This is a genomic window from Chromobacterium sp. CCUG 30098, from assembly GCF_059916605.1.
Genome location: NZ_JAUCGS010000020.1, coordinates 1 through 15,140, shown reverse-complemented (window position 1 = coordinate 15,140; position 15,140 = coordinate 1). Strand labels below are relative to the sequence as shown.

Annotated in this window: 12 protein-coding genes and 1 rRNA gene; 8 read left to right on the top strand and 5 right to left on the bottom strand. The window is 64.4% G+C overall.

The features are described 5' to 3' along the window. A 5S ribosomal RNA gene (rrf, locus tag QUG03_RS23065) occupies positions 1–86 on the top strand; the annotation flags it as partial. 52 nt (positions 87–138) lie between these two features. On the opposite strand, the gene QUG03_RS23060 is transcribed toward rrf, so the two are convergent. Further along, positions 139–492 (bottom strand): DsrE/DsrF/TusD sulfur relay family protein, encoded by a 354-nt coding sequence (locus QUG03_RS23060; protein WP_235087950.1) that lies wholly within the window; start codon positions 490–492, stop codon positions 139–141. Between the two features lie 307 nt (positions 493–799). Between QUG03_RS23060 and putA the strand changes: the two genes are divergently transcribed. Then, complete coding sequence (putA, locus tag QUG03_RS23055; RefSeq protein WP_500821104.1) at positions 800–4,402, top strand: trifunctional transcriptional regulator/proline dehydrogenase/L-glutamate gamma-semialdehyde dehydrogenase; 3,603 nt, start codon at positions 800–802, stop codon at positions 4,400–4,402. A gap of 273 nt (positions 4,403–4,675) precedes the next feature. After that, complete coding sequence (locus QUG03_RS23050; RefSeq protein ID WP_500821103.1) at positions 4,676–5,899, top strand: branched-chain amino acid ABC transporter substrate-binding protein; 1,224 nt, start codon at positions 4,676–4,678, stop codon at positions 5,897–5,899. A gap of 59 nt (positions 5,900–5,958) precedes the next feature. Here the strand turns inward: QUG03_RS23050 and QUG03_RS23045 are convergent, their stop codons facing one another. Both QUG03_RS23045 and QUG03_RS23040 read right to left on the bottom strand, forming a co-directional pair. Next, entirely contained in the window at positions 5,959–6,219 is a 261-nt protein-coding gene (locus tag QUG03_RS23045) for a GlsB/YeaQ/YmgE family stress response membrane protein (RefSeq protein ID WP_107801117.1), read from the bottom strand. A 141-nt stretch (positions 6,220–6,360) separates the two neighbouring features. Beyond that, positions 6,361–7,509 (bottom strand): branched-chain amino acid ABC transporter substrate-binding protein, encoded by a 1,149-nt coding sequence (locus QUG03_RS23040; protein WP_107801116.1) that lies wholly within the window; start codon positions 7,507–7,509, stop codon positions 6,361–6,363. Between the two features lie 179 nt (positions 7,510–7,688). Between QUG03_RS23040 and QUG03_RS23035 the strand changes: the two genes are divergently transcribed. The 4 genes from QUG03_RS23035 to QUG03_RS23020 all read left to right on the top strand — a co-directional run bounded on the left by QUG03_RS23035 (position 7,689) and on the right by QUG03_RS23020 (position 12,719). Next, complete coding sequence (locus QUG03_RS23035; protein ID WP_107801115.1) at positions 7,689–8,063, top strand: cysteine-rich CWC family protein; 375 nt, start codon at positions 7,689–7,691, stop codon at positions 8,061–8,063. Between the two features lie 153 nt (positions 8,064–8,216). Then, complete coding sequence (macA, locus tag QUG03_RS23030; protein ID WP_500821102.1) at positions 8,217–9,410, top strand: macrolide transporter subunit MacA; 1,194 nt, start codon at positions 8,217–8,219, stop codon at positions 9,408–9,410. Beyond that, positions 9,407–11,341 carry a macrolide ABC transporter ATP-binding protein/permease MacB gene (macB, locus tag QUG03_RS23025; protein ID WP_500821101.1) on the top strand — a complete coding sequence of 645 codons (1,935 nt, stop codon included), beginning with the start codon at positions 9,407–9,409 and terminating at the stop codon, positions 11,339–11,341. Before macA ends, macB begins: the two co-directional genes overlap by 4 nt. 4 nt (positions 11,342–11,345) lie before the next feature. Then, entirely contained in the window at positions 11,346–12,719 is a 1,374-nt protein-coding gene (locus tag QUG03_RS23020; protein WP_500821100.1) for an efflux transporter outer membrane subunit, read from the top strand. 39 nt (positions 12,720–12,758) lie between these two features. Here QUG03_RS23020 and QUG03_RS23015 read toward each other — a convergent pair whose 3' ends face one another. Beyond that, positions 12,759–13,478 (bottom strand): hypothetical protein, encoded by a 720-nt coding sequence (locus tag QUG03_RS23015; protein ID WP_107801111.1) that lies wholly within the window; start codon positions 13,476–13,478, stop codon positions 12,759–12,761. Between the two features lie 167 nt (positions 13,479–13,645). Continuing rightward, positions 13,646–14,470: a hypothetical protein gene (locus QUG03_RS23010; protein ID WP_500821099.1), complete on the bottom strand. Its 825-nt coding sequence runs from the start codon at positions 14,468–14,470 to the stop codon at positions 13,646–13,648. Positions 14,471–14,832: 362 nt separating this feature from the next. On the opposite strand from QUG03_RS23010, the gene QUG03_RS23005 reads away from it, so the two are divergent. Next, on the top strand, positions 14,833–15,140 hold a 308-nt coding region (locus QUG03_RS23005), incomplete at its 3' end, for a cysteine peptidase family C39 domain-containing protein (RefSeq protein WP_500821098.1).

The window sequence follows — 15,140 nt, the reverse complement described above, 5'->3', positions numbered from 1 at the left end:
CCTTCCCATCCCGAACAGGACCGTGAAACGCCTTAGCGCCGATGATAGTGTGGCATTCGCCATGTGAAAGTAGGACATTGCCAGGCGCCCAATGTAAAAGCCCAGACCAAACGGTCTGGGCTTTTTGCATTTGCGGATTCAAAAGCTGAGTGTTTTGTCCGCGCTCAGCGTCCATTCGGCCAGCTCCGGCATGGTGCCGATCTTGACGCCCGGCAGCAGCAGGCTTTCATCGATTCCCCGCGCGTCGGCGCAAGTGCGGCAGACGCGCGCCGTCACGCCCAATTCCAGCGCTTCGGCCAGCATCTCGCCCAGGGTCGGCGCTTGCGCGGTCTTCTGGTTTTTCAATGCGGCGACAACGGCGTCGGACAGCAGGAACAGCTGCACCCGGCAGCGCTCGGCCTGTTGAGCCAGGGTCAGCGTCAGGCGCAGCGCGGAGAGCGCGCGTTCGTCCCCGTAGGGGCTGGCGTTCAGGGTGATCAGCACGGTTTGCATGAGGGTTTGCCTATGATGAAGAGAGTCAGGACGGCATTGTGGCACGTTGCGCCGGCCTTGGCATGCGCGGACGGGGGCGGAGCGGGGCGCTCTAAGTTGTTGGCATGCAACAGTGAGGCGGGTCTTGAGCCCGGCTGGCGCCGGCTAACTGCTTGTACGAGTTGGGTTTGTTTGGGCTGAAATTATGGACTGAAAAGTTTCCTTCATATTGTCCAGCAATCTATTTGTATTTGTATACAATAGACAAATTTTCCGGGCGCTAATGAAAAGAGATAGCTCGGGGCTGCAAACTACACGGAGATGATTCATGCAATTCGACGCATTTGCCCATGGCCAGTCGGCGCTGCGGGACGCCATTACCTCTGCCTATCGTCGCGATGAGCGCGAGTGCGTGCAGGCGCTGTTGCCGCAGGCTGCGATGAGCGACGGCGAAGTCACGGCGGTTCAGGACCTGGCGCGGCGCCTGGTGGCGGAGGTGCGCCGCGAGCGCACCAAGTCCAGCGGGGTGGATGCCTTGATGCATGAGTTTTCTCTGGACAGCGCCGAGGGCATCGCCTTGATGTGTCTGGCCGAAGCGCTGCTGCGCATTCCGGACCGCGAAACCGCGGACAAGCTGATCCGCGACAAGATTTCGCGCGGCGACTGGAAGGCCCACCTGGGCAATAGCGCTTCCTTGTTCGTCAACGCCGCGGCCTGGGGCTTGTTGGTCACCGGCAAGCTGGTGGCTTCGCACAGCGCGAATGGCTTGTCGGCGGCGATGACCCGTTTGATCGCCAAAGGCGGCGAGCCGCTGATCCGCAAAGGCGTGGACATGGCGATGCGCATGCTGGGCAAGCAGTTCGTCACCGGCGAGACCATTGAGGAAGCGCTGGCCAATGGCCGCGAACGCGAGGCGCGCGGCTATCGCTTCAGCTACGACATGCTGGGCGAGGCGGCGATGACCGAGGCCGACGCGCAGCGCTATCTGCAAGACTATGTGACCGCCATTCACGCCATCGGCAAAGCGTCCGCCGGCCGCGGCATTTACGAAGGCCCGGGCATTTCGGTGAAGCTGTCGGCCATCCATCCGCGCTACAGCCGCATCAAGCACGAACGGATGATGGCCGAGCTGCTGCCGCGCCTGAAAGGCTTGTTCCTGCTGGCCAAACAGTACGATATCGGCCTGAACATCGACGCCGAAGAAGCGGATCGCCTGGAAATCTCCATGGATCTGGTGGAGGCGCTGGCCAACGATCCGGATCTGGACGGCTTCGAGGGCATAGGCATTGTGGTGCAGGCTTACCAGAAGCGCTGTCCCTATGTAATCGATTTCCTGATCGATCTGGCGCGTCGCAGCAAGCACCGCTTCATGGTGCGCCTGGTCAAGGGCGCTTACTGGGACGCGGAGATCAAGCGCGCCCAGGTGGACGGCTTGCCGGGTTATCCGGTTTACACCCGCAAGGTTTACACCGATGTGGCTTATCTCGCCTGCGCCAAGAAGCTGTTGTCCGCGCAGGACGCGATCTATCCGCAGTTCGCCACCCACAACGCCTACAGCCTGGCCGCGGTGTTCAATCTGGCCTCCGGCAAGGATTACGAATTCCAGTGCCTGCACGGCATGGGCGAGACCCTGTACGACCAGGTGGTGGGCAAGGACAAGCTGGGCAAGGCTTGCCGCATCTACGCGCCGGTGGGTTCGCATGAAACCCTGCTGGCCTATCTGGTGCGCCGCCTGCTGGAAAACGGCGCCAACAGCTCCTTCGTCAACCGCATCGTGGACGAGGCGGTGTCCATAGACGAACTGGTGGCGGATCCGGTGGCCGAGGCCGCGCGCCATGGCGGCCAGCCGCACAAGAAGATTCCGGCGCCGCTGGAGCTGTACGGCCAGCAGCGCAAAAACTCCAAGGGTCTGGACCTGTCCAGCGAGCATGTGCTGGCCACGCTGCAACTGGGCCTGCAAGCGTCCGAGAAACAGCCGTGGGGCGCTTTCCCGATGTTGGGCGACGGCGACGTCACCGACGGCGAAGTGCAGCAGGTGCGCAATCCGGCGGATCATGACGATCTGGTGGGCCGCGTGATCGAGGCGAGCGCGGCGGACGTGAACCGCGCGCTGGAGCTGGCGCAGCAAGGCGCCGCAGATTGGGCCGCCACGCCGGTGGCCGAACGCGCCGCCTGCCTGCAACGGATGGCCGACCTGATGGAAGACCAGATGCCGGCGCTGATGGGCCTGGCGGTGCGCGAGGCCGGCAAGACGCTGGCCAACGCGATCGCCGAGGTGCGCGAGGCGGTGGACTTCTGCCGCTACTACGCGGCGCAGATCGAAGACGAATTCGACAACGCCAGCCATCGCCCATTGGGCCCGGTGGTGTGTATCAGCCCGTGGAACTTCCCGCTGGCCATCTTCATCGGCGAGGTGGTGGCCTCGCTGGCGGCCGGCAACGCGGTGCTGGCCAAGCCGGCGGAGCAGACCAGCCTGATCGCCGCGCACGCGGTGCGCTTGTTGCACGAGGCCGGCGTGCCGCGCGCGGCGCTGCAATTGCTGCCGGGCCGCGGCGAAGTGGTGGGCGCGGCGCTGACCGCGGACCCGCGCGTCCAGGGCGTGATCTTCACCGGCTCCACCGAGGTGGCGCAAATCATCAACCGCACGCTGGCCAAGCGCGGCGGCGACCCGGTGCTGGTGGCCGAAACCGGCGGCCAGAACGCGATGATCGTGGACAGTTCGGCGCTGCCGGAGCAGGTGGTCACCGATGTGCTCAGCTCGGCCTTCGATTCCGCCGGCCAGCGCTGCTCCGCGTTGCGCGTGCTCTATCTGCAAAACGACATCGCCGACAAGGTCATCGCCATGATCAAGGGCGCGATGGATGAATTGAAAGTGGGCGATCCGGCCAAGCTGGACATCGACGTCGGCCCGGTGATCGACGCCGAAGCCCAGGCCGGCCTGCTGGCTCATATCGAGAAGATGAAGGCGAGCGCGCGCGCCACTCATCAGGTCAAGCTGGGCGAGGACTGCGCCAAGGGCACCTTCGTGGCGCCCACCTTGTTTGAGATCGCCGATCTCAAGCAGCTGAAGCGCGAAGTCTTCGGTCCGGTGCTTCATGTGCTGCGTTTCGAGGCCAATGAGCTGGACAAGGTGGTGGCCGAGATCAACGCCACCGGCTACGGTCTGACCCACGGCATCCACAGCCGCATCGACGAGACCATCGACAATATCGTCGGCCAGATCAAGGTCGGCAACGTCTACGTCAACCGCAACATCGTCGGCGCGGTGGTGGGCGTGCAGCCCTTCGGCGGCGAAGGCAAGTCCGGCACCGGCCCCAAGGCCGGCGGTCCCTTCTATCTGTACCGGCTGAGCCGCGCGGCCTGGGAGCCGAAACTGGCGGCGGAGACCCTGCCGCTGTCCCTGCCGGCGCTGGACGCCTTGGCGGCCGCCGCCGGCGGCCTGGGCCTGGCCTTGGAGCCGGCCATCGCTGCGGCGCGCAAGGACAGCGCCTTGTCTTGCCTGGTGAACCTGCCGGGCCCCACCGGCGAGCGGAACTCGCTGCAGTTCGCGCCGCGCGGCAAGGTGGGCTGCCAGGCGGGCAACGCGCAAGCGCTGGCGGAGCAACTGGCGGCGGCCTTCGCCACCGGCAACCGCGCGGTATTGCCGGCCAATGAGGCGGGCCGAGGCCTGGCCGCCAAGCTGGGCTCCTTGGTGGAGCTGGACGCCGATGTGTTGGCGGCGGATGTCGGCGCCGTGCTGTTCTCCGGCTCCGAAGCCGAGGCCGAAGCCGCCCAGCGTACGCTGGCCGCGCGCGACGGCGCCTTGGTGCCGCTGCTGCGCGCCGACGCGCAAGGCCATTACAATCTGCACCGCCTGGTGGTGGAACGCGCGCTCAGCGTGAATACTACCGCGGCGGGCGGCAACGCCAGCCTGATGAGCATAGGCGATTAAAGGCGGGGCGGGCCCCGGCGACGGCGGCCCGTTCGTCTTGCAACTCCGCGGATCAAACCGGTTTTCCCATGCGCCGGCGCGCATGGGGTGGCGGCGGGCTTGTCCAACAAGCCACTTGCCACAAGCTGGCGGCCTTGAAATAATGCCGCCAGCCGCCGCGCTCGCCCCTGCTTGGGGAAGGCGGGATGTACATAACAACATTAGACAGGTTCCGCAAACCCCCAATCCCGACACGTGACGGATGGGGATCTCTGGAGAAATAGAGGAAACATGATGCAAGCAAACAAACTGACGACTCTTTCCCTGGCCGTGGCCGCCGCTGTCGCCTTGTCCGCATGCGGCAAAAAAGAAGAGGGCGCGCCGGCAGCCGGCGCCTCCGCCGGCGCGGAAGCCGCCGCGGGCGGCGTGGTCAAGATCGGCTTCGCGGCCCCCCTGACCGGTCCGCAAGCCCACTACGGCGAAGAATACAAAAACGGCGTGACCCTGGCGATTGAAGACGCCAACGCCGAGAAGCCCACCATCGGCGGCAAGCCGGTGAGCTTCGAACTGGAAGCTCAGGACGACCAGGCCGACCCGAAAACCGCCACTCAGCTGGCGCAGAAATTCGTCGACGAGAAAGTGAACGGCATCATCGGCCACTTCAACTCCGGCACCTCCATCCCGGCCTCCAAGATCTATTCCGACGCCGGCATTCCGATGATCGCCATGGCCACCTCGCCGGCCTTTACCGCGCAGGGCTTCAAGAACACTTTCCGCTCGATGACTTCCGACACCCAGCAAGGCTCGGTGATGGGCAAGTTCGTGGTGGAAAAACTGGGCGCCAAGAAAGTGGTGATCGTGGACGACCGCACCGCTTACGGTCAGGGCCTGGCCGACGAGTTCGAGAAGGCCGCCAAGGCCGCCGGCGGCAATGTGGTCAAGCGCGAATTCACCAATGACAAGGCCACCGACTTCGCCGCCATCCTCACCTCGATCAAGGCCGCCGCGCCGGACGTGGTGTTCTACGGCGGCGCCGACGCGCAATCCGCGCCGATGGCCAAGCAGATGAAGCGCCTGGGTCTGACCGCTCCGCTGATTTCCGGCGAGATGACCAAGACCCCGACCTTCCTGCAACTGGCGGGCAAGGAAGCCGACGGCACCATCGCCTCGCTGGCCGGCCTGCCGCTGGATCAAATGCCCAAGGGCAAGGACTACGAGAGCCGCTACAAGGCGCGCTTCAAGATGGACGTGGCCACTTACTCGCCGTACGGCTACGACGCCACCCGCGCGCTGATCCAGGCGATGAAAGACGCCAACTCCACCGATCCCAAAGCCTACCTGCCGGTGCTGGCCAAGATCACCCACTCCGGCGTGACCTCCGGCAGCTGGACTTACGACGCCAAGGGCGATCTGAAAGACGGCGGCATCACCGTCTACAAAGTGGTGAACGGCGAGTGGAAAGTGCTGGAAACCGTGGGCGGCGGCGCCGCGTCCAAGGACGCTTCCGCAGCCAAATAAGCCGGTTCGGCATCAGGCGACAAGGCGACGCGTTCAGCGTCGCCTTTTTCTTTGCCCGATCAACGCAAGAGGCCGATCTTCTTCAGCAGGAAAATCAGGATGGCGGCGCCGGCAATGCCGAAAGCCAGGCCGGGCAGGGAGAAGGAACCGGCGGCCGAGGCGGAAGAGATGCCCAGCAGCCGGCCAAACAGCCAATGGCCCAAGGCCGAACCAATGATGCCGATGATGATGTTGGCGATCACGCCTTCGCTGACGCCCATGACCTTGCCGGCGAGCCAGCCGATCAGGCCGCCGGCCAATAGGGAAACGAGTAGTCCCATATCCTCTCCTTATGTTAGTTTGTGAATAAATAGTTATAGCCATTTATTTAATATGGCGCCATATTTTTTTGGAGCGCCGCCGCAAAAAACAAAAACCCCGGCATAGGCCGGGGTGTGGGGACGAGGCGGGAATGCCGGTGTTTACAGGCCGACCCACTGTCCTTTGCGCAATTGATACAGCGACACGGTGCCGTGCTGGATGTCGCCCTTGTCGTCAAAGCGGATCTCGCCGGTCACGCCCTTGAAGTCGGTCTTGGGCAGTTCGCCCAGGTATTTGGCCGGATCGGAGGAGCCGGCGCGCTTCATCGCGGCGATCATCACCCGCGCGGCGTCATAGGTGTAGGGCGCGTAGGCCTGGATGTCGGCGTTGAATTGCTGCTTGTACTTGCCGTTGAAGTCCGCGAAGCCCGGCATCTTGTCTTTTTGCGCCCCGGCGCTGGAGGCGTAGCTGCTTTCCGCGCTGTCGCCGCCCAGTTTGGAGAACTCAGGCGTATTGATGCCGTCCGCGCCCATGAAGGCGGCCTTCAGGCCCAGCTTGTTCATCTGCTTGACCATGGGCGCCGCCTGGGCGTCCATGCCGCCGTAGAACAGCAGGTCCGGCTTCGCCCCCTTGATCGAGGTGAGGATGGCCATGAAATCCGTGGCGCTATTGCTGGTGAACTCGCGCTTGACCACCTTGCCGCCGGCCGCTTCCACCGCCTTGGCGAAATCGTCGGCCAGGCCCTGGCCGTACGTGGTGCGGTCGTCGACGATGGCGATGCGGCCGGCCTTCAGCGTTTCGATCGCGTACTTGGCCAGCGCCTCGCCTTGCTGGCGGTCGTTGGCGATGATGCGGAAGGTGTTCTTGAAGCCCTGCTGGGTGAAGCTGGGGCTGGTCACCGAGGCGGCGATCATCGGAATGCCGGCCTGAGAGTAAATCCGCGAAGCGGGAATGGCCGCGCCGGAAGTGAGATGGCCGATGATGCCGGCCACTTTGCCGTCCACCAGGCGTTGCGCCACCTGGGCGGCGGTTTTGGGATCGGCCTGGTCGTCCTCGGACACCACTTCGAAAGTGACGGGCTTGCCGTCCAGAGTCAGCTTTTCGGCATTGGCTTCCGCCACCGCCAGCTTGACGCCGTTGTCCGCGTCGCGGCCCCAGTGGGCGAAAGGCCCGGTCAGCGGGTTGGCGGAGCCGATTTTCACCACGACCGCGCCGGCTTCGGCCGGCGCGCTGCCGGCGCTTTGTTCGGATTTGCCGCAGGCGGTCAGGGCCAGCGCGGCGCAGGCGATGAGGCTAAGATGCGTTTTCATGAATTTCTCCTGATTTCTCTTTGTCTATTTAGCTTTAATCTATTTGGATATTCGCCTCAGGAATAAGGCGGCAGCCCATTTTTGGTGCATACGCCGATCAGCGTCAAGCCCGGCGGCGTGTAGGCGGCGGCTTTGCGCTAAAATAGCGGACTGATTTCGCGACATAAGATGGATTTTTGATGACAAAGGCGTATCCCGCGCCCGCCTCGCCCTGCGTCGGCCTCTGCCGTCTCGACGAGGGCGGTGCCTATTGCCTGGGCTGCCTGCGCACCTTGGACGAGATCGCCGGCTGGTCCGGCTTCGACGACGAACAAAAGCGCGCGGTGTGGCAGCGGCTGATCGGCTTGCGGCCCAAGGTCAAAGACAAGCGCTGCGAGCGTTGCGGCGCGGCCTTCCGTTGCGGAGAGGGCGGCGACAACGGCGCTTGTTGGTGCGCGGAGCTGCCGCAGGTGCTGCCCTTGCCCTATGGTCACGGCGATTGCCTGTGCCCGGAATGCCTGCGCCGCCATCTGCGGGAAAGCTATTTGGCGCGCGGGCTGACGCCGCCCTTATAGCCGGCGGACCGCCTTGGCGCGATGTATGTCAAATGCGTATTGTCGACGCGGGGTGCAACCAATGCCCGTTGCCCGCGGTCCTAAGATGTTTTCCTCATTTCCGCTTTGGTTTCTCGCCACATGACATTTTGGAAGCGTTGGATTCGTAAGCTTTTGCTCCCCCTGTATTTGATCGGCTCCTTGCAAGGACGCCGCCGCGTCAATCTGGGCCGGCGGCCGTGGCGCAACGGCATTGCGCTGCTGGCCGTCCTGGCGCTGGCCGCCTGGGGGCTTTGGCTGTGGCTGGCGCCCAAGCCGGCGCCGCAGGTGCTGACCGCGGAGGTGACCCGCGCCGATCTGGAGGACGTGGTGCTGGCCAGCGGCGTGCTGAAGCCGCTGCGGCAAGTGGACGTGGGCGCCCAGGCCAGTGGCCAGTTGAAAATCCTGAAGGTGGCGGCCGGCGACCGAGTTGGCAAGGGCGAGCTCTTGGCCGAGATCGATCCGGAAAACAGCCTCAACGATTTGAAGGTTTCTGAGGCGCAACTGGAGTCCCGCGTGGCTCAGCTGCGCAGCAAGCAGGCCACGCTGCGCCAGGCCGAGCGCGAGCTGGCGCGCCAGAAGCAGATGATGAGCGAGGGTTCCACCTCGCAAAAAGACCTGCTGGCGGCGGAAACCGTCTACCAGAGCCAGACGGCGGAGCTGGACGACTTGCAAGCGCAGATTCGCCAGAACCGTTTCCAGATCGACAAGAACCGCACCACGCTGGGCTATACCCGCATCACCGCGCCGATGGACGGCGAGGTGATCGAAATCGTCACCCAGCAGGGTCAGACCGTGATCGCCAGCCAGACGGTGCCGGTGATCCTGAAACTGGCGGACCTGAGCACGATGACGGTGCACGCCCAGGTGGCCGAGGCCGACGTGATTCGCGTCAAGGCCGGGCTGCCGGTGTATTTCACCGTATTGGGGGCACCGGACCGGCCCATCCGCGGCAAGCTGCGCGCCATCTTGCCGACGCCGGAAAAAATCAACAACGCCAACTTCTACAAGGCGCTGTTCGATGTGAAGAACATGGACGGCAAGCTGCGCGTGGACATGACCGCGCAGATCAGCATCGTGCTGGCGGAGTCCAAGCAGGCCTTGAACATTCCGCTGAGCGCGCTGGGCGCGGCCGGCAAGGATGGACGCCACAGCGTCAAGGTGCAGGGCAAGGACGGCCAGCTGCATGAGCGCCAAGTGCGCATCGGCCTGAAGACCGCCACCCGTGTGCAGATCCTGGATGGTTTGAAAGCCGGCGAGAAAGTGGTGACCAGCGAAGCCGGCGGCAAGGAAGAAGAATCCAGCGGCAGCGTGATGGTGAGCGCATGAGCGGAGCCAGCCTGACGCTGTCCGGAGTGTGGCGCCGGTTTCCGTCCGGCGATGAAGAAGTGGCGGTGCTCAAGGAGGTCAGCCTGGACATCCGCGCCGGCGAGATGGTGGCCATCATCGGCGCCTCCGGTTCCGGCAAGTCCACGCTGATGAACATCCTGGGCTGCCTGGATCAGCCCTCGGCCGGTCATTACCAGGTGGGCGGGCGCGACGTGGGCGCGCTGGACAAGGACCAGCTGGCCACGCTGCGGCGCGAGCATTTCGGTTTCATCTTTCAGCGCTACCACCTGTTGCCGCATTTGAGCGCCATCGAAAATGTGGCGATGCCGGCGGTGTACGCCGGCATGAGCCAGGAAGCGCGGCGCGAACGCGCGCGCCAGCTGCTGGCGCGGCTGGGCCTGGCCGGCAAGGAAGACTACCGCCCGGGCCAGCTGTCCGGCGGCCAGCAGCAGCGCGTGTCCATCGCCCGGGCGCTGATGAACGGCGGCGACATCATCCTGGCCGACGAACCCACCGGCGCCTTGGACAGCCACAGCGGCGAAGAGGTGATGGCCATCCTCAAGGAACTGCACGCCGCCGGTCACACCATCATCATCGTCACCCACGACCCGTCCATCGCCGCGCAGACTGAACGCATCATCGAGATCCGCGACGGCGAGATCCTGCGCGACAGCGCCGCCGACGCGCCGCGTCCGGCGGCGGACGCGCGCGAGCCGCGCAGGCCCAAGCCCGGCCCGGCCTGGCGCGAACGCATGAGCGAAGCCTTCAAGATGGCCATGCTCGCCATGCTGGCCAACCGCCTGCGCACCGTGCTCACCATGCTGGGCATCATCATCGGCATCACCTCGGTGGTGTCCATCATCGCGGTGGGCGAGGGCGCGCGCAATTACGTGCTGAACGACATCCGCTCCATCGGCACCAACACCATCACCGTGTACCGCGGCAAGGACTGGGGCGACGACAAGGCCGACGGCGTGCGTACCTTCTTGCCCGGCGATCTGGCCGCGCTGGCCGAGGAACCCTATGTGGACAGCGTGTCGCCGGTCACCAGCAACAGCCTGCGCATCCGCTACCGCAATGTCGACGTCAACGCCTCGGTGTCCGGCGTGGACAGCACGTATTTGCGCGTGCGCGGCTTGAAAGTGGTTGCCGGTCTGGGTTTCAGCCGCGACGACGTCCGCATGCAGCGCCAGGTGGTGGTGATAGACAACAACGCCCGCCGCAAACTGTTCGCCGACGCGGACGCCATCGGCCAAGTGGTGCTGGTGGGCAGCGTGCCGGCCACCGTCATCGGCGTGGTGGAAACCAAGGACAACGGCGGCGGCAAATCGCTGCAAATGTGGATGCCCTACAGCACCGCCGGCAGCCGGCTGTTCGGCCAGGCTTATTTCGACTACATGGTGGTGCGCATCCAGGAAGGCCAGCCCACCGCGCTGGCCGAGAAGGGGATCAGCCAGCTGTTGACCTTGCGCCATGGCGGCAAGGACTTCTTCACCTTCAATATGGACGAGGTGCTGAAAACGGTGGAAAACACCAGTCGCACCCTGGCCCTGCTGCTGACCCTGATCGCGGTGATTTCACTGGTGGTGGGCGGCATCGGCGTGATGAACATCATGCTGGTGTCGGTGACCGAGCGCACCCGTGAAATCGGCATCCGCATGGCGGTGGGCGCGCGCCAGTCCGACGTCTTGCAGCAATTTCTGACCGAGGCGGTGCTGGTCTGCCTGGTGGGCGGGGCCATCGGCATCGGCCTGTCCTACGGCATCAGCTTTGTGTTCGCGCTCTTGGTCAGCAAGTGGAAAATGGCCCTGTCGCTGAAGGCCATCATCTTGGCGGTGGCGTGTTCCACCGCCATCGGCGTGGTGTTCGGCTATCTGCCGGCGCGCAGCGCGGCGCGTTTGAATCCGATTGACGCCTTGGCGCGGGAGTAAGTGTTTGACGCTTTGGAAATCCAATCTCACTGTTTTGGGCCTGGCCCTCTTGCTGGCCGGCTGCCAGAGCACGCCGTATCAACGCCAAGCGCTGGAAGCGCCGGCGCAATGGCGCGGCGCCCCGTCCCACGCCCAGGCGGACATGAGCCGCGAGCGCTGGTGGCAAGGCTTTGACGACGCCGGCTTGCTGGCGGTGCTGGAGCAGGCGCGCAGCCGCAATCCGGATCTGAGCATCGCCCTGCTCAAGCTGCGCAAGGCCCAGCTCGCGGCAGGTTTGGAGCGCAGCGACGCCTTGCCCTCCTTGAGCGGCGACGTCAATGCGGGGACCAAGCGCACGCTGGGAGAGTCCTCGGCCTGGAGCCGCAGCAGCGGCGGCAGCTTGAGCACCAGTTACGAGCTGGACCTATGGGGGCGGGTGGACGCGCGCTTGCGCGCCGCGGATCAGGAATTCCGCGCCAGCGCCTATGACGAAGCCGCCGCCCGCCTGTTGTCGGACAGCGCCGCCGCCGGCCTGTACTGGGACATCGCCGCGCTGAAGGCGCGGCAGACGCTGGGGCAGGCGGATCTGGCGGACCTGCGCCGCATCCAGGCGCTGGCGGAAGCCAAATGGCGCGCCGGCGCGACGAGCGAACAGGACGTCACCCAAGCGCGCAGCGCGGTGCTGAGTCAACAGGCGGACTTATTGGGGCTGGCCGACGAGCGCGGGCAAAAGGAAAACGCTTTGGCGCTGTTGCTGGACCACCCGTCCGGCGCGGCGCTGCCGGCTATCGCCGCGCTGCCGCTGGAGCCGGCCTTGCCGGCGATAAACGCCGGCCTGCCCAGCAGCCTGTTGGAGCGGCGGCCGGATCTGATGGCCGCGGAAGCGCGCTTGCGCGGCAAACTGGCCAAGGTGGACCAGGAGCGCGCGGCCTTCTTCCCGGCGCTGAAACTGACCGGTTCGCTGGGCTCCAGCAGCGGCGCGCTGAGCAGCCTGGTGCAAAACCCGCTGCTGACGCTGGGCGCGTCCCTGTCCTTGCCCTTCCTGGAGTGGCGCAAGCAAGGCCTGCAATTGAAGAGCAGCCAGGCCGATTACGAGCTGGAAACCGTCAGTTTCCGCAAGACCTTGTACAGCGCTTATCAAGAGGTGGACAACGCGCTGAGCGCGCGCCAGCGGCTGCAAGGCTCCGCTCGCTTGCAAGCCGACGCGCTGGCCTTGAACCGGCGCAGCGAACAACTGGCGGAAAGCCGCTACCGCGCCGGGGCGGTTGACGTGCAAACCTGGCTGGACGCGGCCAAGGCGCGGCGCGGCAGCGAGTCCGCGCTGATCCGGCTGCGTCAGGAGCAATTGAAAAACCTGGCGGATGTTTACAAGGTGTTGGGCGGCGCGCCCGCGGCCTGAGCGGCGAGGGTTCCGACCGGGTTTTGTCCTGGGGCGGGCTTAAGGCTCAAGATATTCTTCGCAGGCCGGCATCGGTTTGTCCGGCGCATAGACGCCGCTATCCGGCTGCCGCGTCAGCAGGCGCTGGAAGGTGCAGGCCTGGTCCACCGCGGTGGCGATGTCTTTTTTTCTCAGACGCTTGCCCAGCGAGTCCCGGCTGCGGGAGACCGGGCCGGGAAAGCTGGTGGCGCGGGTGCGGTAGATCAAGCGCGGGAAGCCGGCCGCGACGCTTCTGTCCAGCTTGATGCTGGAAGAAAAACTGTATTCGTCATGGCAGGCGCCGCGTCTGTCGGCGAAATCCCGTTCCGAAAAGCACGCGCGTATCATCAAGGAGCTGGACAGCGGCAGCGCCAGCACCTCGCGCATCTCAAATCCCGAGCCCTTGGGGTAAATCTGTAGCAGGCGCAGCGTGCTGAAAGAACCGCCTCCGCCGGAATACATGGTGCTGACGTCCTCTCTGACGCCCACCATCACGCCTTGATCGGTGGCGGCAAGCCGTAGCGCGTAAGGCCATAAAGTCAGGCTGCGGCGATTGTCCCATAGCGCGTCGGTCTGCAAGTTGCGCAATTCCAGTTGTGCGTCAGGCCCCTGGCCAGCGGCGGGCTGGATCCTGAGAATGGGCGGAGCTTCCTTGGTTTGCGCCACTAGCTCAATACAGAGCTGGCGATCCGTGGTGCAGCCTTGCTTTGATTCCGCCGGCTCCGGCGTCGACTTCAGCATCAAGGTCTTGATGCTATTGCCGGCTAGGTCAACATCGGCGGGCTGAGTGGCAGCTGCCGGCCGGCACCAGGCAAGTGCCGTGAAGGCGGCGAGGGCAGCGAGTTTGAGGGCGTGGTAAACATTATTAGGGTTCTGCTTCATTGCCTGCTTTTCATGGGAGCGTGGCGCTAGATCACCGCCCATAGTCCGCAGATCGCGAACAGGATCAGCACCCCGGTCAGGATCTGGGCGGTGGTGCGTTCTTTTTGCAGCGCCCGCTTCAGGTTGTCGTGCACGCTTTCCAGCTTTTCCAGTCGCTGTTCCAGCTCGGCGCGGGTTTCGTCCTGCCGCGCCAGCGATTGCAGCATCGCCTCGCCGCCCACCTCGGTGATCAGCTCCTTGTTCCACACTCCCAGCAGCTTGTTGACCTTGTCCTTGAAGTACAGCGCCGAACGCTGGTTGGCGTCCTGCCATTCAAATTCAAAGCCCTGGCTGGCGTAGAAGGCGTTGCGTTGCAGCCGCTCTTCTTCCGAGGAGGTCTGGCTCATGCTGATCATGCCGGGACTGATGGCGTGGTCCGGGCAAATGCCCTTGGCCCAGGCGATGACGCTGGCGAACAGGAAAGCGTCCAAGCCGGTGCCGACAAAGCCGGGGCTGGCCATCACGCCGCTTTTGGGGCCGAAGGTAACGGTGCGGCTGGGCCGATCCACCCGCACCCAGGCGCAGTTGTGGGCCGCTTGGAAATGGCTGTCCTCGCCCTCGAACAACTGCCAGCGGTGGCCGTCGGCGCGGGCGTAGCCGCGGAACTGCAAGCGGAAGAAGTCGGATTGCTCGGTCATCGCCCGGCTGCGCTGCAAGATGCCGTAAATGGGCGTGCCGTTGGCGGTCAGCGTCAGAATGGTCTCGCCCAGCGGAATGGCCAGCGTGGCCAGGGTGTTTTCGTTTTCCGGAGCGCGGGGCACCGGTTCTTCGGCGGTGGGCGCCGGGTTGGCGGCCTGGTTCGGACTGGTCATCTGCTGCCTATGCTGGGGTGTTCTTGGAGCCTGCTTGCGGTCGTCGGCAGGCGCTTGGATCGTGAACGGGCGGACGGCCGCCGCGGGCGGGCGTCACGGGCCGCTTATTGTACCAATCTAGACGGCTTGGGGAATCCTTGCTCGCATGTCATTCGGCATGAGGGTAAACGGAGACTGATTTGGCGCGCGGCACGGTCAATGCGTAGTTTTACTTAGAATATTGCAAATCAATAAAAGCTTTATTTCAAACAAACACTTATTGGTTGCGCTAAATAATCACATAATAAAATGTGAATCTGTTACTTGTATTGGGTAATGGTGTGGCATATGGTGCCCCAAATCATTAAATACAATCAGTCATCATGCTTGCTCAAACGGATACGGACGGCGCAGCCTCCGCCGCAAACATCAGCGATTTGGGCTTGCTCGGCCTGGTCTTGCTGGCCCAATTCCACGGCGTAGCCGCCGACCCGGCGCAACTCACCCACCAATACGGCCGCCAGGCCGAACCCTTCAGCGAAACCGATCTGCTGCTGGCCGCCAAAGGCCTGGAACTCAAAGCCCGCATCGTCAAACAAAGCGCGGACCGCCTGAGCCTGACCGCCTTGCCGGCGCTGGCGCTGCGGCCGGACGGCGAACACTTCATCATCGCCCGCTGCGACGGCGACAA